Genomic DNA, 26632 nt, shown 5'->3' with positions numbered 1-26632 from the left:
GCCGGCTCGCTGCGACTGCATCAGTCCGTGCTCTTGTACTTGGCGGCCAACGCCTTTTCCTTGTCCTGGTCGATCCACCAGGAATCGATGTCCGGCCCCAGATAGGTCGGCTGCTTGTCGGGGATGCCGAACTTGTTCCAGTAGGCCAGCCAGACATCGGGCCGGGTGAACTGCGGCACCACATAATAGTTCCACAACAGCACCCGGTCGAGCGCATGGGTGGCAGCCAGCAGATCGTCGCGGTCCTTGGCGAAGATCACCCGATCGACCAGCGCGTCCACGACAGGGCTCCTGATGCCGGAATAGTTGCGCGAACCGGGCGTGCCGGCCGCCTTCGAACTCCAGAAATCACGCTGTTCGTTGCCGGGGGAATCCGATTGCGGCAGCACCGCGGTGATCATGTCGAAGTCGAAATTGTTGACCCGGTTGACGTACTGGGTGTCGTCGATGACGCGCAGCGTGGCACCGACGCCGATCTTGCGCAGATTGGCGATGTAGGGGTTGATCGTCGGCTCGGCGCCCTGACGGAAGTCCAGTATCTCGAAGGAGAAGGGCTGGCCGGTCTGGGCATTGACCATCTTGCCGTCCTTGATCACCCAGCCGGCCTGGGCGAACAGGTCGACCGCCGCCTTCAGGTTCTTCCGTTCGGCCTGCGGCGTATCGTAGACGGGCAACTTGAATTCCTGTGTGAACAACTCCGGCGGCAGTTGGTCCTTGTACTGGTCGAGGATTTCCAGTTCCTCGCCCTGTGGCAGGCCGCTGGAGGCAAGGTCGCTGCCCATGAAATAGCTGGTGATGCGTGTGTTCAGCCCGAAGGACTGGGTGCGGTTGATGGTGTCGAAATCGAAGGCATAGCTGAGTGCCTCGCGCACGCGCCTGTCCTGGAACAAAGGCCGGCGCGTGTTTATCGCGAAGCCCTGCATATTCGCGCGCGAGTTCGCCTTGAATTCCTTCTTGATGACGTCGCCCGCCTGCAGGGCAGGAAAATTATAGACGGTCATCCAGCGGCGGGCGCTGTTTTCCGAGTTGATGTCCTCGAACCCGCCCTTGACGAAAGCGAGCCATGCGGCGCTGTCGTCCAGGAAATAGGTGTAGCGGCGCGTGTCGAAATTCTCGCGGCCGATCTTCACCGGCAGCTTCGCTCCCCAATAGTCGGGCACGCGCTCCCAGATGATTTCGGCGCCCGGCTTGAAGCTTTTGATCCTGTAGGCGGCGGAGCCGAGCGGGGGCTCCAGCGTCGGCCGGGTGATGTCGCGCTTCCGGCCGTTCTTGTCGGTGCCTTCCCACCAGTGCTTGGGCAGCACCACGAGGTCGCCGAGGATCTTGGGCAGTTCGCGATTGCCCTTCTGGTTGAAACGGAATTCGATCTCGCGGTCGGACAGCGCCACCGCCTCCGTGACGTTTTCGAAATAGCGGTTGTACATCGGACTGTTGGCCTTCAGCACGTTGAAGGACCACACCACGTCGTCCACGGTGATCGGCTGGCCGTCATGCCATGTCGCGTCGGGGTTGAGCCGATAGGTGGCGGAGGAAAAGTCGTCCGGATATTTGTAGGCCTCGGCGACCAGCGGATGGCTGACGCTGCCCTCGTCGATCGCCTGCTCCATCAGCGTGTCGTAGAGCAGGCCGCCGCCGAACTGCGCGAAGCCGGCCGCGGGCGCACCCTGGACGATGTAGGGGTTGAAGCTGTCGAAGGTGCCCAGCACCGTGGAGTTCAGCGTGCCGCCCTTGGGCGCATCCGGGTTGACGTAGTCGTAGCGCTGGAAATTGTCGCCATATTTGGAATCGCCCAGCAGGGACGACGTGGTGCGCCATTCGTCTGCGTGCGCCGTTGCGGAAGCGACAGCAAAGCTGCAGGTTGCGACCACGGCCGCGATCAGGAGCTTCGACCCCGTCCCCACCCGAAAAGACCGCATTCGAACTCCTTCGCCTTGATGCGCGCACGCAATCTACCGCATTCCACGGCCCGGGGAACCGGGCAGCCATGCCGAAAAGGAAAAAGCCGGGCAGAACCCGGCTTTTTCATGAATGTCGGCGGCAAAAAAACGTTACTGCGCCGGAGCCGGCTCTGCGCCCTCGGCCGGCTTGTTCTCTGCCGGCGCGGCGGGCTGCGCTTCCGCGGGCTTCGCACCTTCCGCGGGCTGGGCACCTTCGGCGGGCTGGGCACCTTCGGCGGGCTGGGCGCCTTCGGCCGGCTTGGCTTCCGCCGGTGCGGCGCCTTCGGCGGGCTTGGCGGCTCCCGAGGCGTCGCTTGCGGCGGCGGCCGCGCCTGCTTCCGGCAGCGGCTTGGGGCTATCCGAAAGCGTACGCAGATAGGCGATGATGTCGGCGCGGTCCTGGTCCTTGGACAGGCCGGCGAAGCCCATGGCCGTGCCCTTCACGAATTTCTTGGGAGAGGTGAGGAAGTGGTTGAGGTTGTCGTAGGTCCACTTCTCCTCGCCGCCCTTGGAGAAGTCCTTCATGCCGGCAGAATAGGAAAAGCCCTCATGCTCGGCCACCGGGCGGTCGACAATGTCCCACAGATCGGGGCCGACCTTGTTGGGGCCGCCCTTTTCGCCGGAATGGCAGGCCTGGCACTTCTTGAACACGGCCTCGCCGGCCTTGGCGTCGGCATGGGCGAGCAATTCGGCGATCGGCTTGGCCTCGGCGGCGGCCTTCTCTCCACCACCGCCGGCCTCGGGCTCGGCGGCCTCGATGGCGAAGCCCGGCTTCTCGGGTGCCGGCGTCGCGAACAGGCTGTCGGAGACGATACCCACCGAGAATACCACGAAGACGGTTCCGAGCAGCCCGCCGAGCACCTTGTTGATTTCAAAAGAGTCCATACACCCCTGCTCCCTGTTCCGGCGGACCGACCCGTCCCCTCGAACCGACGGCATCGCTACCCGCTCCCGTGGGGGAGCAGGCCAAATCGGGCGGGAAACTAGGTCTTTTGCTCTTTCGTTGCAACACTTATAAGGACGCTTCCTGTGAGACGTTTTGCCACTTTTTCTTCGCTCAGCCCATTGCCGCGCCATTCATGTCCACACTGATCCTCATTCCCGCCCGCATGGCCTCCATGCGCCTGCCCGGCAAGCCCCTGGCCGAGATCGCCGGCGCGCCCATGATCGTGCACGTGGCGCGCCGCGCTGCCGAAAGCGGGCTCGGCCGCGTCGTGGTGGCGACCGACACCGCTGACGTTGCCGAAGCCGTGCGCGCCGCCGGCTTCGAGGCGGCGATGACGCGGTCCGACCACGAATCGGGCTCCGACCGTATCTTCGAGGCGCTGACGGCGCTCGACCCCGGCGGCAAGGTGGAAACGATCGTCAACGTGCAGGGCGACCTGCCGACCATCGAGCCCGCCGTCATCGGCGCCGCGCTGCGGCCGTTCGAGGACGGCGCGGTCGACATCGCCACGCTCGGCGTCGAGATCGTGCACGATGCGGAAAAGACGAACCCCAACGTGGTCAAGATCGTCGGCTCGCCGCGCTCGACCACGCGGCTGAGGGCACTCTATTTCACCCGCGCCACCGCGCCGTGGGGCGACGGGCCGCTCTACCACCATATCGGGCTCTACGCCTACCGCCGGGCGGCGCTGGAGCGCTTCGTCTCGCTGAAGCCTTCCGCGCTGGAGAAGCGCGAGCGGCTGGAGCAGTTGCGCGCGCTGGAGGCGGGCATGGTCATCGACGTCGAGATCGTCCGCTCCGTGCCGCTCGGCGTCGACACGCCGCACGACCTGGAGCGGGCGCGCGAAATTCTTGAAAAGCAGGACAAGGCTTGAGCATGGCTGACAAGACCAACAGAATCGCCTTCCAGGGCGAACCGGGGGCGAATTCCGATACCGCCTGCCGCAACGTCCATCCCTCGATGGAGCCCCTGCCCTGCCCGACTTTCGAGGACGCCTTCAACGCGGTGGAAAGCGGCAAGGCGGATCTGGCCATGATCCCGATCGAGAACACGATCGCCGGGCGCGTGGCCGACATCCACTATCTGCTGCCGGAATCGAAGCTGCATATCGTGGGCGAATATTTCCTGCCGATCCATTTCCAGCTCATGGTGCTGCCCGGCGTGAAGCGCGAGGAGATCAGAAGCGTCCACAGCCATATCCACGCGCTTGGCCAGTGCCGCAAATACATCCGCAAGAACGGCTGGAAGCCGATGGTGGCAGGCGACACGGCGGGTGCGGCCAAGCTGGTGTCCGAGAGGCAGGACCGCTCCATGGCGGCACTTGCGCCGGAACTGGCGTCCTCGCTCTACCATCTCGACATCATCGAGCGGGACGTGGAGGACACGGAAGACAACATCACCCGCTTCGTCGTCCTGTCCAAGGGCAAGAAGTGGGCCGAGCGCGCCGACCCGGCGGTGAAGATGATGACCACCTTCGTCTTCCGTGTGCGCAACGTGCCCGCCGCGCTCTACAAGGCCATGGGCGGCTTCGCCACCAACGGGGTGAACATGACCAAGCTGGAGAGCTATCAGCTCGGCGGCGAGTTCACCGCCACGCAATTCTATGCCGACGTGGAGGGCCACCCCGACGACGCACCCGTGGCGCGCGCACTGGAGGAGCTGCGCTTCTTCTCGCGCGAGGTGCGCATCCTGGGCGTGTACGAGGCGAGCGATTTCCGCGCCTCGCGGACGAACGGGGCATGACGCCCCGCGCTTGACATGGCGGCGAGGGCGATGGGGCACCGGCGCCTGCGACGATGACCTTGTCCCGTCGACCCTTACCCTTCTATGGCCATCGCTCAATGGAGGCCAAACGTTGACAATGGCGGCTGTCGATAAGGGGGCGGCGCTCCCGAAGGAGCATTGCCTGGTGCCGCCCCGCCGCTCGCCCGAAGGTCCGCCGCGCCCCATTGCTCGCATTCGTTGTGGAGGGGCGCCAATAACAATTTGCGACGCGGCGTCACGATCGGCACCGCCGCCGGCAGGCGGGCACAGGCGAATCCGGCATCGCAGGCATTTGAATAAAAGGCGTCTGTGGATGTTTTCACTCCGTTTGTCCGCGCATGTCAGAGCGATTGGCGGGCGGCACCACGATGGAGACAGCATTGCACAGCGATTTTTCGGCCGTCCGGCTGCATCTCGACAGGGCTTATGACCATCTGCGCGGGAACGATGAAACCAGCCGCAAGGCGCGCGCGGCGCTTGACCTGCTCATAGAGGTCATCACCACGGCGGAATATGCACGCCCGCGCGGCGAGGTCGTCCCGTTCCCCCGGCAAGCGGGGCACCGGCACCAGCCCTGACAGGCTGTTCGCGACGTGACCGGGTGACGGCAGGAAGAAAAGTGGTGCCGCTTGCGTGACTCGAACACGCGACCCCATCATTACGAATGATGTGCTCTACCAACTGAGCTAAAGCGGCCGGCCGGCTTTCGCCGCCAAGATGTGGGCGTGATAGACGCAAGCCGGCACGAATTCAAGATGCTTTGTCCATGATTTGCATAGATGACGCCATAGGCACCAGGGCGGCCGCGGCCGCCCTGCGCGGCAGCGGGCACGCCAGAAAACATCCCGGCCGGCGCCGCCACATGCCGAATGACGGCGCTGCCCCGTTGATTGACGGCCGGGCTGCGGCTAACCATCTTGCACGATGACCGCGCAATGAGGACGCCCAGCTTGGACGCCATCGAAAAAGCGATCCGCAACGCCTTCGAAAAGGGCAACGTGGACGACCGCGCCTTCCGCGAGAAAGTCTACCGTTCGGCCTTCGCCGCGCTGGACCGGGCGCTGATGGCCAATCCCGGCGTCACCGTCGAGGCCGCCATCAGGCGCCGCAAGGCCATGCAGGCCAAGATCGCCGAGATCGAATCCGAGTTCCTGCCCGCAGTGGCGCCGGCATTCCCGGAGGCCCCGTCCGCTTCGGCCGGAACGCCGGCCGCGGAAGCGCCTGCCGTCGAAGCCGTCTCCGCGCCCATGCCGGAACCGGAGGGGCGGCTGGAGCCAACGCTCGGGGCGACCCCCGGGGCGACCTCCGGCACGCTGTCCGCGATTCCCGATATCACCTCCGAGCGGGCACCTCCGGGCCTCGGTTCCGGCGGCGATGACGAAGTCGCCCCCGACCGCGACGAGCGGCGCATTCATGGCCGCAGGCTGCCGCTGGGAGCCATCTTCTTCGGCGTCGTCATCCTCGCCGCCATCGGCTTCGGCATGTGGTGGGCCACCCAGACCGGGCTGTTCAGGACGCTCGAGGGGCGCGGCCAGACCCAGACATCCGCGCCGATGGAGGGAGAGGAGGACTATTCGCCCGAGCCTCAGGCCGCCGCCCCGCGCAAGCCCGGCGAGGCCGACCAGGATCGCGGCTGGATCGAGGTGTTTTCGCCCGCCGATCCCACGCAGGTCAGCGCGCCGTCGGACGCCAGGGCCGAAGTGATGCAGGACGACAGCGGCACCTTCCTGCGCATCCGCTCCGGCAGCACGGGCTCGGCCGTCAGCTTCGACGTCGGTCAGGGCGTGCTGGACCGGCTGGCGGGCAAGCACGCCGTCTTCGACATCGTCGCCCGCGCCGAGGACGGCAAGGACACCCAGATGTCGGTGGATTGCAATTTCGGCGAACTCGGCGACTGCGGCCGCAAACGCTACGGAGTGGGGCACGAACGCAACGAGTATCTGTTCGAGGTCGAGTTCCCCGCCAAGCAGCCAGGAGCGGCCGGCACCATCGCCATCAACTCCGACTTCGAGCGTCAGGGCCGGGCGGTGGACATCTACGCAATCCGCGTCTCGACGGCGCAATAGAGCCTTTCATGATTACACGGGACCATTCTGTTTCTCGGTTGGCGAGCCGATCCACCAGGAAGGGCGCGAAGGTCGATGTGGTGCATCGGCCGAGCGGCCTGACGCCGTGGGCGGCCGCCAAACGGAAACCCGAAGGGCCGGGCCGCTTCGGGCCAAATCCTTCGGGCTTCGGCAGCGGCCGATGCACCACATCGACCTCGCCGAATCCCTCGACCTTGGCCCAAACCTGCTCCGGTAGAATGGTTCCGTGTAACCATGAAAGGCTTGTCTTATGACTTTTGCTGCCGAACGGGCGAAGAAGGGACCGCCGGGAGGGGTAGCAGCCCCTCGTCGGCGGCGAGGGTCGGATCGTTGAAATGCTGACCGTTGACGGGTCGAGCTAGAGTGTGATCGCCCTCGTCTTTCTCTTGAGGCCTGAACGGATACCCGCAGTTCGGCTGCGGACGACAAGCACAGGACAAGCGAAAGATGATGAACGATACCATCGGCGTCGACATCTCGAAAGACCATCTCGACGCCCACCGCATGAGCGATGGCAAAAGCCGCCGCTTTGGCAACGACAAGGCCGGCCATAGAGCATTCCTGGCGTGGCTGGCACAGCCTGACACCCGCATCGTCTACGAACCGACCGGTCCTTATCACCGAGCCTTCGAGCGGAGGCTGGCGGATGGCGGCTTCGCCCTTGTCAAGGTCAATCCGCGTCAGGCAAGGCGCTTCGCCGAGGCCACCGGCCGGCTTGCCAAGACCGACCGGCTCGACGCCGCCATGCTGGCGCGCATGGGGATGTTGCTCGACCTCGAGGCCCGACCGACGCGCGGCCCGCTCCTTAATGATCTCAAGGATCTCTCCATGGCCCGCGAGGCGCTGGTGAAAAACCGCACGGCGGCGAAGAACAGAGCAAAGAACCTGACCTTACCCATCCTCAAGCGTCACAATGGCGAGCAACTCAGGCAGATCGAGCGCCAGCTCGCCGCGATCGAAGTCGAGATCATGAAGCTCATCAAGGCCGATCCTGACCTAGCCAACCGCTTCGACATCCTTGTATCGATCCCCGGCGTCTCGGCCATCACCGCCTTCGCGCTGATCATCGACATGCCCGAACTCGGCACCCTCGAAAACACCCAGGCTGCATCGCTCGCTGGCCTCGCCCCGGTCGCACGCCAGTCTGGAAAATGGACAGGCCGCGCCTTCATCAGAGGCGGTCGGGCCAACGTTCGCCAGGCCCTCTACATGCCGGCCCTCGTCGCCACGCGCTTCAATCCAGACCTCAAGGCAAACTACGATGGGCTCAAGGCCGCCGGCAAAGCCTCCAAGGTCGCCATCACCGCCATCATGCGAAAGCTGATCGTCCTCGCAAACGCACTGCTCAGGGACCACCGCAAATGGGCCCCATAACTTCCTTGACCAAAACGGATACTCTAGGCAGCGCGGCAGCCGCGGCTGCGATCCGGGAGACGCCTCTCAGCGGTCCAGCAGCGCCTTCAGCGTCTCGATGCGGTCGGCCTCGGCGGCCGGCTTGTCCCAGCGCAGCCGGGAAATGCGCGGAAAGCGCATGGCGACGCCCGACTTGTGGCGGCTGGAGCGGTTCAGCCCTTCGAAGGCCACTTCCAGCACCAGGCCGTTGCGGCGGTCGGCGCGCACCGAGCGCACCGGGCCGAAGCGCTCGATGGTGTTGTCGCGCACATATTTGTCTATTCTGAGCAGTTCCTCGTCGGTGAAGCCGAAATAGGCCTTCCCCACCGGCACCAGCTCTTCCGCGTCTTCCGGGCCCGACCAGACGCCGAACGTGTAGTCGGAATAGAAGGAAGACCGCTTGCCGTGGCCGCGCTGGGCATACATCAGCACGGCGTCGATCGTATGCGGGTCGCGCTTCCACTTGAACCAGGGGCCCTTCGGCCGCCCGGCCAGATAGGGTGAATCCCAGCGCTTCAGCATCACGCCCTCGATGATCGGGTGCGGCGGGCTGCTGCGCGAAGCCTCCAGTTCCTCCCAGCGGTCGAAGCCGACCAGCGGCGACAGGTCGAAGCGCGCCGGATCCAGCGTGGCGACCAGCGTTTCCAGCCGCATGCGCCGCTCGCGGAACGGCAGGGCGCGCAGGTCCTCGGCACCGACCTGCAGCAAGTCGTAGCAGCGCACGAAGGCAGGATAACGTTCCTGCATCCGGGCCGATACGGTCTTGCGATTCAGCCGCTGCTGCAGATCGGAGAAGGTGCCGGTGACGGAAGGCGAGCCGACCAGCAATTCGCCATCCAGCACCGCTTCGAAGCCGAGCGCTTCGAAAAGATCGGGAAAGGCGCCGGAAACGTCGTCGCCGGTGCGGGAGTAAAGCCGGCGCGCGCCGGCCTCGGAGGCCACCTGCACGCGGATGCCGTCCCATTTCCATTCGGCGGCGTAGTCGGCCGGATCCAGCTTTTCGAGATCGCCGTCGCCGATCGGATTGGCCAGCATCACCGGCCTGAAAAGCGCCTTGGCCGCCCGCTCCGGCTTCGGCGCGCGACCCTCCAGCCAGGCGAACAGCCCGGCGTAAGGCGGCTGCAACCCGTGCCAAAGCTCCTCGATCTCGGAAACGTCGACCGGGCCGAGATCGGCCACGGCCTGCTTGGCCAACCGGGCGGAGACGCCGATGCGCAGGCCGCCGGTGACCAGCTTTATGATGGCGAAGCGAGCCGGGATGTCGGAGCCGGCGAGCAGGCCGGCCAGCACCTTCGGCCCGTCGGAGCGGCTGGCACCCTGCAATCTTGCCACCACCTCGGCCAGGGTGATCTGGTGGTCGAAAGCATTTTCCGGTTCGCCGGGGGCCGGCCACACCAGCGACACGGTCTCGGCCAGGTCGCCGACATAGTCGTAGGAAAAACCGAACAGCACCGGATCCACGCGCTCGGCAACCAGCGCGCGCAGCATGGCGGGCTTGACCGCCGCGATGGCCAGATCGCCGGTGATGGCGGCCAGCGCAAGCCCGCGGTCGGGGTCCTCCGTCTCGCGCAAATAGCCGGTCAGCAACCGCAGCTTGCCATTGCGCGAAGGGGTCAGCACAAGGCGATCGAGCAATTCGGCAAAGCGGTTCATGGAATTCGCCTCGCGTGCGAGGATGCCGGCTCATCCATGCGCGTCACGGCCGCCCGGCCCCGGATGGAGAGAGGATGGCCGAGCGAAGCGGGAACCGGATAAGGGAACGGAGACGGGAAACCGGACAAGTGAAACGTCAATCCCCCTCGTCCTCATAGCCGACCAGATGCAGCGGCTTGGCCTTGATGCCGGCAAGCTCGCACCAGCGCACCAGGGCTTCCTCCCGCCCATGCGTCACCCAGACCTCGCCTGCGCCGGTTTCCGATATGGTCGCGGTCAGCTCGTCCCAGTCGCTGTGGTCTGAAATGATCAGCGGCAGCTCCACGCCGCGCTGCCGCGCGCGCTGGCGTATGCGCATCCAGCCGGAAGCGAAGCAGGCCACGGGATCGGGGAAGCGCCGCGCCCAACGGTCGGAAAAGGCCGCCGGCGGGCCGATCACCACCGTGCCGGCGAAGTCTGCCCGGGCGCCGTTGTCGACGGTCGCCGGCTCCAGTTCGCCGAGGTCGATGCCGCGCTGCTGGTAATAAGTGCTCAGCTTCGCCAGCGCGCCATGGATGAAGATCGGCCGGTCGTAGCCGGCCTGGCGCAGCAGCTTCATTACGCGCTGCGCCTTGCCCAGCGCATAGGCGCCGACCAGATGCGTGCGCTCGGGAAACTGCGCCAGCGATTTCAGCAGCCGCGCGATCTCTTCCTGCGGCGGCGGATGGCGGAACACCGGCAGGGCGAAGGTGGCCTCGGTGATGAAGACGTCGCAGGGCACAACTTCAAAAGGGGCGCAGGTTGCGTCCGCCGCACGCTTGTAGTCGCCGGAAGCGACGATGCGCAGCCCGCCATGCTCCACGCAGATCTGCGCCGAGCCCAGCACATGTCCGGCCGGATGGAAGGTGACGGACACGCCGCCGAGATCCAGCGTCTCTCCCGGCCGTGCCGCCTGGATAGCGCCGGCAAAGCCCTCGCCATAGCGCAGCGCCATGATGTCGAGCGTCTCGCGCGTGGCCAGCACCCTGGCGTGGCCGGAACGCGCATGGTCGGAATGGCCGTGGGTTATCAGCGCGCGCGCCACCGGCCGCACCGGGTCGATGAAGAAATCGCCGGGCGGGCAGTAAAGGCCTTCGGGCCTGGGACAGAGGAGTTCGCCTGCGCGCATGGGCCTAAAGATAGGTGTTTTGGGCGCGCCGTGAAGCCCGACGCGATATCGGTCACGCCGTCTCCTGACGCGAAGACCCGACCCGATCCCCTTTTGTTCCAGATTCGGCTTGGCGATCCGGCGCCGTCGCGCTACCTCTGGCGCGTGACCGCGAAGCCCCGCCCCGTCGGCGAGACCGATACCGCCGAGACAGCCGCCGCCCTGCTGCCCGAACCGTTCCTGAAATGGTTCGCCGAGAAAGGCTGGGCGCCGCGCCCCCACCAGATCGAATTGCTTGCCCGCGCGCAGGCCGGAGGATCGACGCTGCTGATCGCGCCGACCGGCGCGGGCAAGACGCTGGCCGGCTTCCTGCCCGCGCTGACGGAACTGGCGCAAAGGCCGAAGCGCGGGCCCGGCCGGGCGCGGCGCGGCATCCACACGCTCTACATCTCGCCGCTGAAGGCGCTGGCCGTGGACATCGAGCGCAATCTCGGCAAGCCGGTCGCCGAGATCGGCCTGTCCATTGCGATCGAGACCCGCACCGGCGACACGCCCGCCCACAAGCGCCAGCGCCAGAAACTGGCGCCGCCCGACATATTGCTGACCACGCCCGAGCAGCTGGCGCTGCTGATCGCCGGCACGGATGCGAAGCGGTTCTTCGAGGATCTGCGCTACGTGATCTTCGACGAATTGCATTCGCTGGTCACCTCCAAGCGCGGCCACCTGCTTTCGCTCGGCCTTGCGCGGCTGCGCAGCTTCGTGCCGGACCTGCGCGCCATCGGGCTTTCCGCCACGGTGGCCGAGCCGGACGATCTGCGCCGTTGGCTGGTGGCGCAGAAACCGCCGGGCCACATGGCAGGGCTCGTCACCGTGGCGGGCGGCGCCAGGCCCGACATCTCCATCCTGGACTCTGAGGAGCACGTGCCCTGGGCAGGGCATTCGGCGCGCTACGCCATTCCCGAGATCTACGAGGAGATCAGGAGGCATCGCACCACGCTGCTGTTCGTCAACACCCGCAGCCAGGCCGAGATGCTGTTCCAGGAATTATGGCGGGCGAACGAGCATTCGCTGCCCATCGCGCTGCATCACGGCTCGCTCGACGTCGGCCAGCGCCGCCGGGTGGAGCAGGCCATGGCCGACAATGCGCTGCGCGCCGTGGTGGCCACCTCCACGCTCGACCTCGGCATCGACTGGGGCGACGTCGATCTGGTCGTGCATGTCGGCGCGCCCAAGGGCGCCAGCCGCCTGGCCCAGCGCATCGGCCGCGCCAACCACCGCATGGACGAGCCGTCCAAGGCCATCCTTATCCCCGCCAACCGCTTCGAGGTGCTGGAATGCCGCGCCGCGCTCGACGCCAACTATATCGGCGCGCAGGACACGCCGCCGCTGCTTTCCGGCGCCATCGACGTTCTGGCCCAGCATGTGCTCGGCACCGCCTGCGCCGCGCCCTTCGATGCAGACCGGCTGTTCGCGGAGATCCGCAGCGCGGCGCCCTATGCGGAGCTTGCGCGAAGCACCTTCGACCGGGTGGTCGAATTCGTGGCCACCGGCGGCTATGCGCTGCAGAACTACGAGCGCTACGCCCGCATCCGCAGGACGAAGGACGGGCTTTGGCGGGTGAGCCATCCGCGCATCGCCCAGCAATACCGGCTCAATGTCGGCACCATCGTGGAAATGCCGGAACTCAACGTGCGCTACGTGCGGCAGGGTCGCGGCCTGTCCGGCCAGGGCGGCCGGGTGCTGGGCAAGGTGGAGGAATATTTCGCCGAGACCCTGCGCCCCGGCGACAATTTCCTGTTCGCCGGAAAGGTGCTGCGCTTCGAGGGCATCCGCGAGAATGAATGCATCGTCTCGGCCGGCGGCGGACGGGCGCAGGTCATCGTGCCGAGCTACGCCGGCGGCAAATTCCCGCTCTCCACCTATCTCGCCGACCAGGTGCGCGCCATGCTGGCCGATCCGGAGCGTTGGCAGGCGCTGCCCGAGCAGGTGGCCGACTGGCTGCGGCTGCAGAAGCAAAAATCCGTGCTGCCGAAGCGCGGCGATCTTCTGGTGGAAACCTTCCCGCGCGGCGACCGGCACTACATGGTCTGCTACCCCTTCGAGGGACGGCTGGCGCACCAGACGCTGGGCATGCTCCTGACACGCAGGCTGGAGCGGGCGAATGCGCGCCCTCTCGGTTTCGTTGCCACCGACTATTCGCTGGCGGTGTGGGCGCTGGACGACATGGGCGCGCTGTTCAAGGCCCAAGAACCGTCGCTGGCGGCGCTGTTTGACGAGGACATGCTGGGCGACGATCTCGAAGCGTGGCTCAACGATTCCTGGATGCTGAAGCGCATGTTCCGCACCTGCGCGGTGATCGCCGGGCTGATCGAGAAGCGCTTTCCGGGCCAGGAGAAGACCGGCCGGCAGGTGACGGTGTCAGCCGACCTGATCTACGACGTGCTGCGCAGCCACGAGCCCGATCACGTGCTCTTGCAGGCGACGCGGGCGGACGCCGCCGCCGGCCTTCTCGATGTCAGCAGGCTTGCCGACATGCTCTCGCGGATACGCGGGCGAATCGTGCATAAGCATCTGGAGCAGATTTCGCCGCTGGCCGTGCCGGTGATGCTGGAGATCGGCAAGGAGCAGGTCAATGGCGGCGCCAACGAGAGCCTTTTGATGGAAGCCGCCGACCTGGTGGAGGAAGCGATGGGGACCAGATGAACTTCTCGCCTGCCCGAACGGCGACCGCGCCGGATGCCGAGCCCGTCGGCATCGCCGGCGAGCGCGCGCTGTGCGACCCGCGCGGGGTTCTGTATTTCCCGGAGTTCCGGCTGCTCGCCGTGTCGGACCTGCATCTGGAAAAGGGCTCTTCGCTTGCCCGTCGCCGCGGCACGCTTATCCCGCCCTACGACACGGCCGCCACGCTTGCGCGGCTGGAGGCGGCGATCGACGCCTATGCGCCGCGCATCGTGGTGAGCCTGGGCGATTCCTTCCATGACGGCGACGGCGCGGCGCGGCTGCACCCGCATTTCCGCGAGCGGCTGGAGCGGATGATGGCCGGGCGCGACTGGTTCTGGGTCGCCGGCAACCACGACCCGGAAGCGCCCGCCGACCTTCCAGGCGAGACGGTCCAGGAACTGGCCGTCGGCGCGCTGGTCTTCCGTCACGAGCCCTCACGGGCGGTGGTCGAGGGCGAAATCTCCGGCCACCTGCACCCGTGCGCGCGCATCGTGCAGCGCGGCCGCTCGGTCAGGCGCCGCTGTTTCGCCGCCGACGGCGCGCGCATGATCATGCCGGCCTTCGGCGCCTATACCGGCTCGCTCAACGTGCTCGACCGCGCCTATGCCGGCCTGTTCCGCAGCGACAGCCTGATGGCCTACATGCTGGGCGCAGCGCGCGTCTTCGCCATTTCGGGGGCGATGCTGCGGCCCTGAGGGCAGGATCAATCCTTGCGGAAGACGACGCGGCCGACCCAGCCGGTCACCATGGCCAGGCCCACCGCCAGGAAGCCGTAGAACAGCCCGTGCCGGTGGGCCGTGCGGTAGATGGCCTGCTCGAAGCCGGACTTGCGGATCTCGAGCTGGGCCGAGTTCTCCTTGAGGAACATGCCGTTCTTGAACAGGAAGGCGCGCGCCTTGTGCGTGCCCACCGGCACGTCGGGCGCCAGCCGTACCGTGGCGCGGAACAGGTTCTGCGACAGGAACTGCACCCCGCCGACATTTTCGCTGTAGAGGCCGGTGGCGGCCTTGCGCTGGCGCAGGGCGGCGGTGAACTCGGCGATGGTGGCGGGGCGCTGGTCCGCCTCGGCCGGCTGCATGTAGATGTTGCCGACGCCGAGCGAAAGCCGCTTGTAGCTGGCCGGGTCGGTGATGTCCTGGAAGGGCCGGGTGGTGGCGACCGAATAGGAGACCGGCACGTTCTCGAACGCTTCCGATTCCATGTTGATCCACATGCCGAGCACCCGGTCCTTGCGCCGCACCACGACGGGGCGCGCCGGGCCTTCCAGCACGACCACGACATCGTAGCGCCCCTGCCGGGCGACGAGCGGATCGGCATCCTCCAGCGCGCCGAAGATGGTCAGGTCCGCGCCGGAGAAGCCGGCGGTAATGGCGATGCTGTCGGTGGAAAGGCCGATCTGGATGCCTTCCTCATGCGCGGCCTGCGCATGGGCAAGCGATGCCGCGCTGAGCGACAGCGCAAGCAGCAAGCCCCCATATGCGCCCGCCCGCGGCATCATCCCAGCCCCTCCAGCGACAGCGAGTAGCGGTCCGGCGGCGTGATGAACAGGTCGATGGCGAGCCGGATGGCCACCGCCAGCACCAGCAGGGCCAGCAGCGCGCGCAACTGCTCGCCGCGCAGCTTCTGGCCCGCCTTGGCGCCATATTGCGCACCTGCCACCCCGCCCACCATCAGAAGGAAGGCCAGCATGATGTCCACGGTGTAGTTGGTGCTGGCATGCACCAGCGTGGTGTAGGCCGAGGTGAAGATAATCTGGAACAGCGATGTGCCGATGACCACGTTGGTGGGCACGCGCAGCAGGTAGATCAGCGCCGGCACCATGATGAAGCCGCCGCCGACGCCCATGATGGAGGACAGGAAGCCGATCGCCGCACCCAGCGCCACCACCGGGATGACGCTGACGAACAGCTTGGAGGCGCGGAAGCGAACCTTGAACGGCAGGCGATGGATCCAATTGTGCTGGCCGGACTTCTTGAGCGCGGGCGCTGCGCCGCTGCGGGCGGCGCGCAGCGCGTTGACGCTTTCATACAGCATCAGCCCGCCGACGGAGCCCAGCAGCACCACGTAGAGCAGCGAGATGAAGAGGTCGAGCTGGCCGAGGGCGCGCAGCAGCGCAAACACGTAGATGCCGGCGGTGGAGCCCACCACGCCTCCCGCCAGCAGCACGAAACCGAGCTTGAAGTCGAGCGTGCCGCGCTTCATATGCGACAGCGCCCCCGAGAAAGACGAGGCGATGACCTGGTTGGCGCCGGTGGCCACCGCAATGGCAGGCGGAATGTTGTAGAAGATCAGGAGCGGCGTGATGAGGAAGCCGCCGCCGACGCCGAACATGCCCGACAGGAAGCCGACCGCCGCGCCCATGAACAGGATGACGAAGACATTGACCGAAATTTCCGCGATCGGAAGATAAATGCCCACCCGTCTGGTCCCGACCTTCTTTGCCGCAAAGGCGAATGCCACTACGGCCTATATCATCGAAATGCTAACTCGCGGTTGCGACGAAGCCCCCGCCGGCCCGAGCCGCGGAGGCAGCGAAACAAAAAACAACTCAATCAGTTAAGGGGCAAATCTGTGGCAGGCGCCGCCGAAAGCGACGCCTGCGGCGTCATTTGCGCGCCAAAAGCGCCTTCACCAGCCGGTCGTCCACCTCGCCGGTGGCGTCCAGCCCGTTGTCTGCCTGGAAGGCCATGATCGCCTTCCTGGTCTTGTCGCCCATGAGGCCATCGGCGCCGCCGGCGGTGTAGCCGTTCTTGTTGAGGATGTGCTGGATGTTCTGCACGGCCCTCTTCATGTCGGCGCTGGCGATGGTGGTGGGCGCGTCCTGCCATGCTGCCGGCACGTTGACATCGTTGGCGACCCGGTCGAGCGGCTTGGCCTTCCATAGCTCCGTCACCGCACGCGCACGCTCCAGTTGCTCAGGGCGCAGCGCCTTGGCGACCTCGTCGCGCTTGTCGGCCGCGTCCTTGTCGCCGGCCTTGGCCACCAGCGCGAACCACTTGTAGGATTCCACCAGGTCCTGCGGCATGCCGGCACCCTTGGCTGCCAGAATGCCGAGGTTGAACTGGCTGTCCTTGACGCCCAGTTCCGCCGCCTTCTGGAACCAGTGCGCGGCGGATTGATTGTTGGCGGTGCCGTCGGCGGCCATGGCAAACAGCACCGCCAGATTGTGCATGGCGCTGGCGTTGCCCTGCTCCGCGGCGAGCCGATACCAGTTCTTGGCCTTGTCGAGATCGCGGGCAACCCCGATGCCCTTCTCATAGAAATTGCCGATGCGGTATTCCGCGGGCGCCAGCCCCTGACCGGCCGCCTTCTCGTACCATTGCGCGGCCGCTTCCATGTCCTCCTTGACCCCGCGCCCTTCGGCAAAGCGCGAGCCGATCTCGAACATCGCATTGGCATCGCCGGCAGCGGCCGCGTCGCGCAGTGCGGCCGGGACCGCGGATTCGACGCCGGCATCGGCCGTGGCAGCATCCGCCGCAAGCGGAGTCGCACCGGCGGCGGCCACCGACGCGGTGTGCTCGACCGGATCGATATCGGCCTGCGCCGCCTCGTGCGGCGCTTCGGCGGAAGTTGCCGCTGCTGCCGCATCGGCGGCCTGCACCGCAGCGGCCGCCGGCAGGAATTCGGCTGACCCGGTTTCGACCGGCATGGGTTCGGCCGGCATGGCTTCGGCCGGCCGGCTTTCTTCCGCCAGGCGCACAGGCGCCGCCGGCGCGACGGCTTCCGCCTTCTCGGCAGGAGCCGTGACGGCGGAGACATCGGCGGCCTGCTCCACGACGGGTGTCGCGTCGTTGGCCGCGCTGCGCTGCGGATCGGCCATGAAGGCCTTGCCCAGTTGCAGCCCCGCCAGCGCCAGCATGATCGCGGCCGCCGCCATCAGGATCGGCTTGCGTCGCGCCTTGAGCAGGTCTCCGAAGCGCAGCGCCTTGACCGGGCCGGAGACCGTGGACTGCTTCTTCAGCATTTCGGCTTCGGCGGCGGCGGCCTGCGCCGCCCGGCGCGCGGCCGCGATGAAGTCCGCCTTCGAGGCGTCCCCTTCCCCCTGCCGCGCCGATGGGCCCCGCTCGTCGCGCACGCGCTTCATGATCGCATTGAGGTCCGGCGCGCCCGAGCCGGGCTCCAGCGGGCGGTTGATGAACTTGGGTTCCAGCGGCTGGTCGAGATCGACCGCCGGCACGTCGAGCGCCGGTTCTGCCTGCTCGGGTTGCGGCTGCGATGCGGCCTTGCGGCCAAGGCTGCGCGCGAGCCCCCCCAGGAAACTCTTGCGGCCCGCCGGCTTTTCCTCGCCGGCCACAGTTTCCGCCCCCAGCGCCGCTGCGGCTGCAGCGGCGGCGGCCTCCGCGGGCGTGCGCTGGGCGCGCGCAACTGCCGCGCTCCGGCCATGGCCGGGCGCCGGCGTGAGCGGCAGCGGCTCGTCGAGGGCGATCGTCGGGGCGTCGGCCACGCTGATCTTGACCGGGCGAGCCTCAGGTCCGGCCGCAGGCGCCTGCGTGGTGCCTTCGAGCGAGCCGAGCCGGTCGACGATCTTCAGCAGCGTATCGTGGATCGCCTCGAAAGTGCGGGCGTTGCGCTCGTCGGAGCGGCGCGTCAGCGCCTCCAGCGTCTTGAGGTCCTGTGCCAGGCCGGCGACGGCCGGCGCATCCGCACTGGCGGGGCCGAGCGAGCGCACGGCGCTCTCGGCCGCCTGTTGCGCCGCCTCAAGGATGGAATCGCGATTTCCGGCCAGCGATTGCTCGATGCGCTCGATGCGCGGCGCGATGTCCTCGAATTCGGGCAGCGGCGCGCCGGGCCGGGAAAGATGTTCCGACAGGCCGGCCACCTGCGCCTCCAGGCTGCGGATCAGGTCCGGATCGATGCCTGCGACCTGCGCGGCGGACGTATCGAGCCGGTGCGAGATGTCGTCCAGCCGGCTTTCCAGGCCGCGCAGCGCCGCCTCTGCGGCCGGGTCGGAAGCGCGCATGTCGAGGCTCTGCGCCAGTGCGCTGAAACGGGCGTCGATCGCCTCCATGATGCCGATGCTGTCGAAGGTGGACGCCGGCGGGCGCCGGTCGAGCCGGTCGGCGACCTCGTCCAGGCGCTGCTCGAGGTCGCGGAACAACAAGTGGCTCTGTTCGAGCGCATCGCCCTGGCGGCGTTCGATCATGCCGGACAGCACGTCGAAGCGCTGTTCCAGTTCCTGCATTAGCCGGTCGGTGTCGGGCAAGGCCGGCGCGCGGTCGATGCGATCGGCAATCAGTTCGATCTGGCGACCGAGCCGCTCGATGGCCTGTTCCGGCAGGTCTGCACGGCCGGCGAGTTCGTCGACCCGGCGCGACAGGAGGTCGAGGTGGTCCAGCATCCGCTCGGCGGGACGGTCCTGCGCAACCTCCTCGATCTGGCGGGCCAGGTCATCCATGCGCTGCTCGATGCGCTCGAACGAGGCCGGATCAAGGGCGCTGGCCTGCGCGGCGACCGTGGAAGCCACGATGGCACGGGAGATTTCGTCCAGCCGCTCGTCGATCAGGGCGAAGGTGTCGCCGGCATGACCGCCCTGGTTGGCGAAATGGTCCACGGCGCCCGCCAGCGTGCGCACCTTCTCTTCCAGCGAGCGCAGCGAAAGCGATTCGGGCAGGTTGTTGACGGCCTCGCCGATCTGCTCCAGCCGCTGGGTCAGCACCGCCAGCGCCCGATCGTCGCCATGGTGGCCGGCATTCTCGCCGAAACGGGTCTCGAAGGCGCTCCAGCGGCGGTCGAAGTCATCCCAGCGCCGATCCACGGCGCGCACGCTCTCCTCGCGGGCCAGCGAATCGAGCGCGGAGCGCACCTGCTCCAGTTCCAGCCGCAGCAGCTTCACGCCTTTGTCGTCGCTCTTTTCGGCCAGTTCCTGGATGGCGCCGGAAAGCCGTTCGAACTCCATGCCGAGCGCGGCGCTGTCGCGCGCGGAAGGCGCGCTGCGGGAGGCTCGGTCGATGTCGCGGCGCAACGTCTCGAATTCGCGGTGCAGGTCCGCGGTCATCTGGTGGCGCAGTTCCTCGCGCAGGCCACGCAGTTCGCCGGCGATCCTGCCGACCATGGCCACGCCGTCCTCCTGGCCGCGCAGACGCTCGATATCGCGGGCGAGCGACTGGTAGCTCTGCTCGAAGGAAGAAGCGGCTTCGCGCGGGGGCCGCGCTGCGTAGGCAGGCTCGCGCTGCGCGCGCGGGGCCTCGACCGGCCGCTGCTGCCGATAGGGGTCGACGCGGGGATAGCGCGGATCGGCGGATGCGGATGCCTCCCGAAAGGTACGGCCCGTGGCCTCCTCGCGGCTCTGCTCCAGCCGCTGTTCCAGCGTCTCCAGCGAGCGGTTGAGTTGCTCCAGCGTGGTGTGTGGCCTGCGCTGCCTGCCGGCGTTGAGAGTGTCGAGATAGGACCGCTTGTTCATCGAGACGCCCGTCCCCAAAATGACCGGCCTGCGCCGGCTTCCCGTCAAAATCCGCGCCGGACGCGAAGGCGGCCCTGCGGCATGCAGCGGCGGAAGACACGCTTCCCGGGCTTTCGCCCGCGCTCCGACAAACCGTGAGAAATTCGTTACAGGATCAACACGGGAAACCGACAGGCGCACCATTCACCCATCATGGTAAACAACGCGTTAACCAACCTTAATCGCGTGCAACCATTGCGGGCGGAAACGGTTTTCAGGAACCGGCCTTGCCCAACGGCAGGCGCCCCTGTATATCGTTTACGTAAACGTAAGATAATGCCGCCGCGCAGGGCTGCTCCGCTTACCCGTATCGAACAAAGCAGGAAGCGGCCGAAGCCTCATAGGAGGCTGGCACTGCCGCGCCGCAGCACCCGGATGATGAGCATGACGACGACCGTGACCGCCGCTGAAACCGCAGCCGCCCCGACGAACCTGCCACAAGGAGCCGATGGAGAGTTTCTCCGCATCGGCGAGATGGCCCGGACCTTCGGGGTGACGCTGCGCGCCCTGCGCTTCTATGAGGACAAGGGCCTGCTCCAGCCGCAACGCGACGGCACCACCCGCCTCTACACGCGCAGCGACCGCGTGCGGCTCAAGCTGATCCTGCTCGGCCGCAAGGTTGGTTTTTCGCTGCGCGAGGTCAAGCAGATGATGGATCTCTACGATCCCACCGGCGCCAACACCCGCCAGCTCAGGCTGGCCCTGGAGAAATCCGAGAAGCAGCTCCTCCGGCTGCAGAAGCAGCGCGCTCTGGTCGATGACGCCATCGCGGAATTGGAGCGCGCCATGGCGGCGGTCCGCATCAAGCTGGCCGAACACATGCCGGCGGCCAGGGCCTGACGGCGGATCGCCCGCTCAGGCCCTGGCGAAGACCTTGCTGCCGCCGATCCATACGGCGCTGACGTCCAGCCCCTCGGACAACGCCACCATGTCCGCGGCCATGCCGGCGGCAAGCCGGCCGCGCCGATGCCCCTGCCCCGCCGCATCGGCCGGATAGAGGCTGGCCATGCGCAGCGCCTCGGCCAGGTCGAGGCCGACGACGCGGTGCATGAAGCGCACGGCCGAAATCATGTCGAGATCGGCGCCGGCCAGCGTGCCGTCGGCCAGCCGCAGGCTGCCGTCCTTGCGGTAGACGGTGCGGCCGTTCAGCGTGAACGAGGTCATGTCCGTGCCGATCGTGGCCATGGCGTCGGTGACCAGGAAGATGTGGCCCGGCCCCCGCTTGGCGCGCAAAGCGGTCGCCATCGTGGCCGAATGGACGTGAATGCCGTCGGCGATCAGCCCCGCCGAGAAGCCGCCGCCGTCGATTGCCGCGCCGGCAAGGCCCGGCTCGCGGTTGCCGATCTGGCTCATGGCATTAAAGAGATGCGTCGCCATGGTGGCGCCCGCCCCTGCATAGGCCATCGCGACGTCATAGCCGGCATCGGAATGGCCGAGGCTGACGATCACGCCCGCCCCGGCCAGCGCCGTGACGCGCCAGGCCTCCACCGATTCCGGCGCCAGGGTGGTCAGCAGCACCGGCATTTTCGTCCTGGCGGCCACGAGCCCCGCCTGGTCGGCGTCGGTCATCGGCCGGATCAGCTTCGGGTCGTGCGCGCCCTTGCGGGCGAGCGACAGATGCGGCCCTTCCAGATGCAGCCCGAGGAAGCCCGGCACTTCGGCTGCGGCCGCTTCCTCGCCGGCGGCGACCGCGGCCTCGGTGATCTGCGGCGTATCGGTGATCAGCGTCGGCAGCAGTGCGGTGGTGCCATAGCGCGCATGCGCGGCGCAGATGGTGCGGATCGCTTCCACCGACGGCGCGTCGTTCAGCATCACGCCGCCGCCGCCATTGACCTGGAGGTCGATGAAGCCCGGCACCAGCATGCCGCCGCCCAGGTTGACCGTCTGCGCAGCGGCCGGAACGTCGGCGCGCGCGACGATGGCTTCGATCAGCCCGCCGTCCACCACCACGGCCGCGTCGTCATGCCAGCGGTCGCCGTCGAAGATGCGGGCGCCGGTGAGGGTCTGGCGCGTGCTCATAGCGTCTCCGTCACCTTCTTCAGGTTGGGGGGCGCATCGGGGTCCACGCCGCGCCGGCGCGCGAACGCCTCCACGAAGGCGTAGAAGGACACGACAAGCGCCAGCGGGTCGGTGAGCGGATGGCCGGTTTCCGCATGCGGCAGGCTGCGGGCAGCCTTGACCAGCGCCGAAGTGGCGAAGGCGGCCGCGCCCTTGCCGGCCAGGCTGTCGGCGGCGGCGGCGAGCGACGGCTCGGCGGCATCGCGCGCGGCCAGCGCCAGCACCGGGAAGCCAGGCCCCACCATGGCCATCGGCCCATGCATGACCTCCGCCCCGCTATAGGCCTCGGCATGATAGGCGCAGGTTTCCTTGAGCTTCAGCGCCGCCTCGGAAGCAATGGCGAGCGACGGCCCCCGGCCAAGTATGAACATGGAGCCATGACCCTCCAGCGCGCCCGCCAGGCCCATCCAGTCGCAGGCAATGGCCTCGCGGAATTTTTCGGGCAATCCGCGCAGCGCCGAAAGCAGGCCCTCGTCGCCCGTGCAATGCGCCATCAGCGCCAGGCCGGCCACAGCCGAATTGACGAAGCTCTTGGTGGCGGCGACGCTGCGCTCCGGCCCGGCCATAATGTCGATGGCGTAGTCGGATGCCAGCGCCAGCGGCGAGCCGGCGGTGTTGGTCAGCGCCACCGTCAGCGCGCCGCGGCGGCGGGCGCTTTCGACCATGGCCACGATGTCGGGGCTCTTGCCCGATTGCGAGATCGCCAGGCAGGCCGAGCCGTCCAGCCGCAGCCGGGCGCCATAGATGGAAGCGACGGAAGGGCCGACCGAGGCGACGGCCAGCCCGGCGGTCAGTTCCACCGCATATTTCATGAAGGTAGCGGCATGATCGGAGGAGCCGCGCGCCACCGTGACGACGAAATGCGGGTCGCGGGCATTGATGCCGCGCCCTGCCTCGACGAGGGCCGGGCCGGAACGGTCGAGCAGGCGCGCCACCGCCTCCGGAATCTCCTCGATCTCGCGGCGCATATGGGTCTTCGTCATGCGCGACCTCCCGCGTCTCCATCGGCCAGGCCCAGGCGCAGTTCCGCCACGAAGTCGTAGGCATCGCCGCGATAGACCGAGCGGGTGAATTCGACCACCTTGCCGCTGGCCAGATAGGAAATGCGCTCGATGCGCAGGCTGGCGGAGCCCGGCGCCACGCCCAGCAGATGCGCATCAGTCTGGCCCAGATTTATGGCCGATATGCGTTGCACCGCACGAACCGGCCGGTTGGCGGTCCGTTGCAGCGCGGCATAGAGCGAGGCACCGATGCCGGCCGGGTCCGGCAGCACGCGGGCCGAGAGCGAGGCGCGCTCGATGGCCAGCGGCGTGTCGTCGGCGATGCGCAGGCGCTCCACCCGCGCCACCTGCTCGCCCGACCCGAGGCCCAGCACCATGATCTCTTCCGGCGAAGGCGCATAGAGGCCGCGCTCCAGCCATTGCGAGCGCACCGTCATGCCGCGGCGGGCCATGTCCTCCGTGAAGGAGGTGAGCTGCGACAGCGACTGTTCCACCCGCTCGGGGCGCGAGGCCACGAAGGTGCCGGAGCCGTGGCGCTGTACCAATATGCCGTCCTTGACCAGGTCCTGCACCGCCTTGCGCACGGTGACGCGCGATATGTCGGCCATCGCGGCGATGTCGCGCTCGGACGGCAGGGCGTCGCCCGGCCCGATCAGGCCGCTGCGCACCGCCTCCTCGATACCGCGGCGAAGCTGCAGATAAAGCGGCATGCCACCGCGCGGCGACTGCCGCAGCGTCGAAAAGATGGCGTCGGCGCCGTCGCTCATGTCGCCGCCCCCGCCGGCCCGCCGAAAATGCGGGCCGCCATGCGCACCGCCCCGCCCAGCGCATCGTCCAGCGGCAGCCTGACCAGCGCGCGATAGCCGGCCGAAAGGCGCGGCTCGTAGAGCTGCGCCAGCCCGCCAAGCAGGCACAGCGTGTCGCCTGCGCCGAGGCCGAGCACGCCGAGGGCCGCCTCCACGTCGGCCACGGCCCTGCCGATGATCCATGCGGCCACGGTATCGCCCGCTGCGGCATGTTCGAACACCTTGGGCGCAAAGCCGCCGAAATCGCCCGGCGTGGCCTTGGTGGTGAATTCGACCACGTCCTGAGGGTCGTTGCGGAACACGGCCAGCATCTCGGCCGTCAGCGGCGAGCCTTCGCGAATGCCGTCATAGGCCAGCAGCGTCTGCTCAAGCAGGTCGCGCCCGATGCGCGCGCCGCTGCCCTGGTCGCCCACCTGGAAGCCCCAGCCGCCGACGGCGCGCGAGGCGCCGCCCCGGCGCACCATATAGGCCGTGCCGGTGCCGAGGATGGCGATCGCCCCGTCGCCGGCGCCGACCGCCCCTTCCAGCGCGATCTCGGCATCGGTCTCGACGCGGCTTTCTGCGAAGGGCAGGATCGCTGCGAGCTGCTGGCGGTAAGTGCCGACATTGGCGCCCGCCAAGCCGAGCACGGCCGGCGTGCGCGACGCCAGCGCCGGGTCGAGGCCGGCGGCGAGGAACGCCTGCCGGGCCGCGTCCGCGATGTTGGCGCGCGCGCCGGTGAGGTCGGTGCGGATATTGGCCGCCCCGCTCCGGGCGCGGGCCAGCACGGTGCCGTCCGCCGCGGCCACAGCCGCCCGGCAACTGGTGCCGCCGCCATCTATGCCGAGCACGAATTCCACGCTTGGGGCCTCCTCGCGATTGATGATACCAATAAAATACCATTAGCCAAGGGATTAATTTCCCTTGCGGAAAAGTTAAGCTCTTTTCGTAGGTATTTTAAGGGCATACCGCCCCAATGGCAGCAAAACAGCACAAATTCCTTAACCACCCCGCCAATCCCCGTAGACAAGTGGTATTTTTTTGGTATCGTCATGAAAGCGGAGGAGACAGGATGGCGCAAAGGCGCGGCCAGAAGCAGCATCGCGACGCGGAGACAGCCGGGCAGCCGGCTTTCGTGGCCATTCCCCATTCCTTGCCGAAACCGCAGGCATCCGATACGCGGCCGCTCCCGCGCGAAGCGGAAGGGCAACAGCCCCCGCTCCGATCAGGACCGATGCCGACAAGGTCAACAGGGAGACTGAACATGAAAACGAAATTGCTGATTGCGCTTCTCATGGGCTCCAGCATGCTCGCCGGCGCCGCACGGGCCGACGACGTGACGCTGAACATCGAAAGCTGGCGCAACGACGACCTCGCCATCTGGCAGGAAAAGCTGATCCCCGCCTTCGAGGCCAAGAACCCGGGCATCAAGGTGACCTTCTCGCCCGCGGCACCGACCGAGTACGACGCCGCGCTGGGCGCCAAGCTGCAGGCCGGCTCGGCGGGCGACCTCATCACCTGCCGCCCCTTCGACAAGTCGCTGGAGCTTTACAACAAGGGCAACCTCGCCGACCTCACCACGCTGCAGGGCATGGAGAACTTCTCCGACGTGGCCAAGGCGGCCTGGACCACCGACGACGGCAAGGCCACCTTCTGCGTGCCGATGGCCTCCGTCATCCACGGCTTCATCTACAACAAGGACGCCTTCGACCAGCTCGGAATCAAGGCGCCGGAGACCCGCGACGAGTTCTTCGCAGCGCTCGACAAGATCAAGGAAGACGGCACCTACATTCCCATGGCCATGGGCACCAAGGACCTGTGGGAAGCCGCGACCATGGGCTACCAGAACATCGGCCCCAACTACTGGCACGGCGAGGAAGGCCGGCTGGCGCTCATCAAGGGCGAGCAGAAGCTGACCGACCCGCAGTGGGTGGCGCCGTTCGAGGAACTGGCCAAGTGGAAGCCCTATCTGGGCGACGGCTTCGAGGCGCAGACCTATCCCGACAGCCAGAACCTGTTCACCCTCGGGCGCGCGGCCATCTACCCGGCCGGTTCGTGGGAAATCTCGGTCTTCAACGCGCAGGCGCAGTTCAAGATGGGCGCCTTCCCGCCGCCGGTCGAGAAAGCGGGCGACACCTGCTACATCTCCGACCACAACGACATCGGCATAGGCCTCAACGCCAAGAGCAAGAACCCGGACGCGGCCAAGACATTCCTGACCTGGGTGGCCTCGCCCGAGTTCGCCGAGATCTATGCCAACGCGCTTCCCGGCTTCTTCAGCCTGAACTCCACGCCGGTGGAGATGAAGGACCCGCTGGCGCAGGAATTCGTCTCCTGGCGCAACAAGTGCAAGTCGACCATCCGCTCGACCTATCAAATCCTGTCGCGCGGCACGCCGAACCTGGAGAACGAGACCTGGGTGGAGTCGGCCAACGTCATCAACGGCACCGACACGCCCGAGCAGGCGGCCAAGAAGCTGCAGGACGGGCTGGATAGCTGGTACAAGCCGGCGAAGTGAGGTCATTCTCTTCCACCCCTTCCCACGTTGGAGGGGGGCGGGGAGAAAGCCGCGCTTGCGAGGTTTTTGACGCGGGGTGGAGGTCGGCCCTTTTGGAGTTGACCCCCACCCCGTCTCGCAAACTACACTGAAGCCCGCCTGCCTGCCCTTCCCGCAGGGTGGGAACAGGCACCGGCCGGCGCCGACACTCTGTATCCCGGCCAAA

20 protein-coding genes and 1 tRNA gene are annotated in these 26632 nt (G+C 67.3%); 9 read left to right on the top strand and 12 right to left on the bottom strand.

The genetic code is table 11. The features are described 5' to 3' along the window. Positions 1–20: 20 nt before the first annotated feature. Both ACTDI4_RS05325 and ACTDI4_RS05320 read right to left on the bottom strand, forming a co-directional pair. Positions 21–1916: an extracellular solute-binding protein gene (locus tag ACTDI4_RS05325; protein WP_442840157.1), complete on the bottom strand. Its 1896-nt coding sequence runs from the start codon at positions 1914–1916 to the stop codon at positions 21–23. Positions 1917–2048: 132 nt separating this feature from the next. Next, the gene (locus ACTDI4_RS05320; RefSeq protein WP_442840156.1) at positions 2049–2822 is read right to left on the bottom strand and encodes a c-type cytochrome; all 774 of its coding nucleotides are present in this window, start codon (positions 2820–2822) and stop codon (positions 2049–2051) included. A gap of 194 nt (positions 2823–3016) precedes the next feature. On the opposite strand from ACTDI4_RS05320, the gene ACTDI4_RS05315 reads away from it, so the two are divergent. The 3 genes from ACTDI4_RS05315 to ACTDI4_RS05305 all read left to right on the top strand — a co-directional run bounded on the left by ACTDI4_RS05315 (position 3017) and on the right by ACTDI4_RS05305 (position 5225). Continuing rightward, positions 3017–3757, top strand: coding sequence for a 3-deoxy-manno-octulosonate cytidylyltransferase (locus tag ACTDI4_RS05315; RefSeq protein ID WP_442840155.1), 741 nt, complete (start codon positions 3017–3019; stop codon positions 3755–3757). Positions 3758–3759: 2 nt separating this feature from the next. Beyond that, positions 3760–4626, top strand: coding sequence for a prephenate dehydratase (locus ACTDI4_RS05310; protein WP_442840154.1), 867 nt, complete (start codon positions 3760–3762; stop codon positions 4624–4626). Between the two features lie 389 nt (positions 4627–5015). After that, complete coding sequence (locus ACTDI4_RS05305) at positions 5016–5225, top strand: hypothetical protein (protein ID WP_442840153.1); 210 nt, start codon at positions 5016–5018, stop codon at positions 5223–5225. A 42-nt stretch (positions 5226–5267) separates the two neighbouring features. Here ACTDI4_RS05305 and ACTDI4_RS05300 read toward each other — a convergent pair. Next, positions 5268–5343, bottom strand: a tRNA-Thr gene (locus ACTDI4_RS05300). Positions 5344–5597: 254 nt separating this feature from the next. Between ACTDI4_RS05300 and ACTDI4_RS05295 the strand changes: the two genes are divergently transcribed. Then, positions 5598–6713, top strand: coding sequence for a hypothetical protein (locus ACTDI4_RS05295; protein ID WP_442840152.1), 1116 nt, complete (start codon positions 5598–5600; stop codon positions 6711–6713). 468 nt (positions 6714–7181) lie between these two features. Beyond that, positions 7182–8108, top strand: coding sequence for an IS110 family transposase (locus ACTDI4_RS05290; RefSeq protein ID WP_442840151.1), 927 nt, complete (start codon positions 7182–7184; stop codon positions 8106–8108). Positions 8109–8174: 66 nt separating this feature from the next. On the opposite strand, the gene ACTDI4_RS05285 is transcribed toward ACTDI4_RS05290, so the two are convergent. Both ACTDI4_RS05285 and ACTDI4_RS05280 read right to left on the bottom strand, forming a co-directional pair. After that, entirely contained in the window at positions 8175–9779 is a 1605-nt protein-coding gene (locus ACTDI4_RS05285; RefSeq protein ID WP_442840150.1) for a cisplatin damage response ATP-dependent DNA ligase, read from the bottom strand. Between the two features lie 136 nt (positions 9780–9915). After that, complete coding sequence (locus ACTDI4_RS05280) at positions 9916–10926, bottom strand: ligase-associated DNA damage response exonuclease (protein ID WP_442840149.1); 1011 nt, start codon at positions 10924–10926, stop codon at positions 9916–9918. 144 nt (positions 10927–11070) lie between these two features. On the opposite strand from ACTDI4_RS05280, the gene ACTDI4_RS05275 reads away from it, so the two are divergent. Then, positions 11071–13608, top strand: a complete 2538-nt coding sequence (locus ACTDI4_RS05275) for a ligase-associated DNA damage response DEXH box helicase (protein ID WP_442840148.1) — start codon at positions 11071–11073, stop codon at positions 13606–13608. Beyond that, the gene (gene pdeM / locus ACTDI4_RS05270; RefSeq protein ID WP_442840147.1) at positions 13605–14321 is read left to right on the top strand and encodes a ligase-associated DNA damage response endonuclease PdeM; all 717 of its coding nucleotides are present in this window, start codon (positions 13605–13607) and stop codon (positions 14319–14321) included. The genes ACTDI4_RS05275 and pdeM overlap by 4 nt, the downstream gene beginning before the upstream one ends. Positions 14322–14329: 8 nt before the next feature. On the opposite strand, the gene ACTDI4_RS05265 is transcribed toward pdeM, so the two are convergent. From ACTDI4_RS05265 to ACTDI4_RS05255, 3 genes are all read right to left on the bottom strand, one after another. Further along, entirely contained in the window at positions 14330–15124 is a 795-nt protein-coding gene (locus ACTDI4_RS05265) for a TIGR02186 family protein (protein ID WP_442840146.1), read from the bottom strand. Then, a complete protein-coding gene (locus ACTDI4_RS05260; protein WP_442840145.1) occupies positions 15121–16044 on the bottom strand; it encodes a sulfite exporter TauE/SafE family protein in 924 nt (307 codons plus the stop codon). The genes ACTDI4_RS05265 and ACTDI4_RS05260 overlap by 4 nt, the downstream gene beginning before the upstream one ends. Positions 16045–16231: 187 nt before the next feature. Next, positions 16232–20026, bottom strand: coding sequence for a peptidoglycan-binding protein (locus ACTDI4_RS05255; RefSeq protein ID WP_442840144.1), 3795 nt, complete (start codon positions 20024–20026; stop codon positions 16232–16234). A 423-nt stretch (positions 20027–20449) separates the two neighbouring features. On the opposite strand from ACTDI4_RS05255, the gene ACTDI4_RS05250 reads away from it, so the two are divergent. Then, a complete protein-coding gene (locus ACTDI4_RS05250; RefSeq protein WP_442840143.1) occupies positions 20450–20905 on the top strand; it encodes a MerR family transcriptional regulator in 456 nt (151 codons plus the stop codon). A 15-nt stretch (positions 20906–20920) separates the two neighbouring features. On the opposite strand, the gene nagA is transcribed toward ACTDI4_RS05250, so the two are convergent. From nagA to ACTDI4_RS05230, 4 genes are read right to left on the bottom strand one after another with little or no spacing between them, the layout of a single operon-like run. Next, positions 20921–22084, bottom strand: coding sequence for an N-acetylglucosamine-6-phosphate deacetylase (gene nagA / locus ACTDI4_RS05245; RefSeq protein WP_442840142.1), 1164 nt, complete (start codon positions 22082–22084; stop codon positions 20921–20923). Next, positions 22081–23106: an SIS domain-containing protein gene (locus tag ACTDI4_RS05240; protein WP_442840141.1), complete on the bottom strand. Its 1026-nt coding sequence runs from the start codon at positions 23104–23106 to the stop codon at positions 22081–22083. Before ACTDI4_RS05240 ends, nagA begins: the two co-directional genes overlap by 4 nt. Then, positions 23103–23891, bottom strand: a complete 789-nt coding sequence (locus tag ACTDI4_RS05235; RefSeq protein ID WP_442840140.1) for a GntR family transcriptional regulator — start codon at positions 23889–23891, stop codon at positions 23103–23105. The genes ACTDI4_RS05240 and ACTDI4_RS05235 overlap by 4 nt, the downstream gene beginning before the upstream one ends. Next, positions 23888–24769: a BadF/BadG/BcrA/BcrD ATPase family protein gene (locus ACTDI4_RS05230; protein WP_442840139.1), complete on the bottom strand. Its 882-nt coding sequence runs from the start codon at positions 24767–24769 to the stop codon at positions 23888–23890. Before ACTDI4_RS05230 ends, ACTDI4_RS05235 begins: the two co-directional genes overlap by 4 nt. A 404-nt stretch (positions 24770–25173) precedes the next feature. On the opposite strand from ACTDI4_RS05230, the gene ACTDI4_RS05225 reads away from it, so the two are divergent. Beyond that, the gene (locus tag ACTDI4_RS05225) at positions 25174–26427 is read left to right on the top strand and encodes an ABC transporter substrate-binding protein (RefSeq protein ID WP_442840138.1); all 1254 of its coding nucleotides are present in this window, start codon (positions 25174–25176) and stop codon (positions 26425–26427) included. Positions 26428–26632 lie beyond the last annotated feature (205 nt).

This window comes from Mesorhizobium sp. PUT5 (assembly GCF_052216645.1).
Lineage (GTDB): Bacteria > Pseudomonadota > Alphaproteobacteria > Rhizobiales > Rhizobiaceae > Mesorhizobium.
The sequence above is the reverse complement of the archived record's forward strand: the minus strand, read 5'-3'. Positions and strand labels throughout refer to the sequence as shown.

Coding starts and splice junctions, on each gene's coding strand:
- ACTDI4_RS05325 (WP_442840157.1), bottom strand. CDS start 1,916: ATGCGGTCTTTTCGGGTGGGGACGGGGTCGAAGCTCCTGATCGCGGCC.
- ACTDI4_RS05320 (WP_442840156.1), bottom strand. CDS start 2,822: ATGGACTCTTTTGAAATCAACAAGGTGCTCGGCGGGCTGCTCGGAACC.
- ACTDI4_RS05315 (WP_442840155.1), top strand. CDS start 3,017: ATGTCCACACTGATCCTCATTCCCGCCCGCATGGCCTCCATGCGCCTG.
- ACTDI4_RS05310 (WP_442840154.1), top strand. CDS start 3,760: ATGGCTGACAAGACCAACAGAATCGCCTTCCAGGGCGAACCGGGGGCG.
- ACTDI4_RS05305 (WP_442840153.1), top strand. CDS start 5,016: ATGGAGACAGCATTGCACAGCGATTTTTCGGCCGTCCGGCTGCATCTC.
- ACTDI4_RS05290 (WP_442840151.1), top strand. CDS start 7,182: ATGATGAACGATACCATCGGCGTCGACATCTCGAAAGACCATCTCGAC.
- ACTDI4_RS05285 (WP_442840150.1), bottom strand. CDS start 9,779: ATGAACCGCTTTGCCGAATTGCTCGATCGCCTTGTGCTGACCCCTTCG.
- ACTDI4_RS05280 (WP_442840149.1), bottom strand. CDS start 10,926: ATGCGCGCAGGCGAACTCCTCTGTCCCAGGCCCGAAGGCCTTTACTGC.
- pdeM (WP_442840147.1), top strand. CDS start 13,605: ATGAACTTCTCGCCTGCCCGAACGGCGACCGCGCCGGATGCCGAGCCC.
- ACTDI4_RS05265 (WP_442840146.1), bottom strand. CDS start 15,124: ATGATGCCGCGGGCGGGCGCATATGGGGGCTTGCTGCTTGCGCTGTCG.
- ACTDI4_RS05255 (WP_442840144.1), bottom strand. CDS start 20,026: ATGAACAAGCGGTCCTATCTCGACACTCTCAACGCCGGCAGGCAGCGC.
- ACTDI4_RS05250 (WP_442840143.1), top strand. CDS start 20,450: ATGACGACGACCGTGACCGCCGCTGAAACCGCAGCCGCCCCGACGAAC.
- nagA (WP_442840142.1), bottom strand. CDS start 22,084: ATGAGCACGCGCCAGACCCTCACCGGCGCCCGCATCTTCGACGGCGAC.
- ACTDI4_RS05240 (WP_442840141.1), bottom strand. CDS start 23,106: ATGACGAAGACCCATATGCGCCGCGAGATCGAGGAGATTCCGGAGGCG.
- ACTDI4_RS05235 (WP_442840140.1), bottom strand. CDS start 23,891: ATGAGCGACGGCGCCGACGCCATCTTTTCGACGCTGCGGCAGTCGCCG.
- ACTDI4_RS05225 (WP_442840138.1), top strand. CDS start 25,174: ATGAAAACGAAATTGCTGATTGCGCTTCTCATGGGCTCCAGCATGCTC.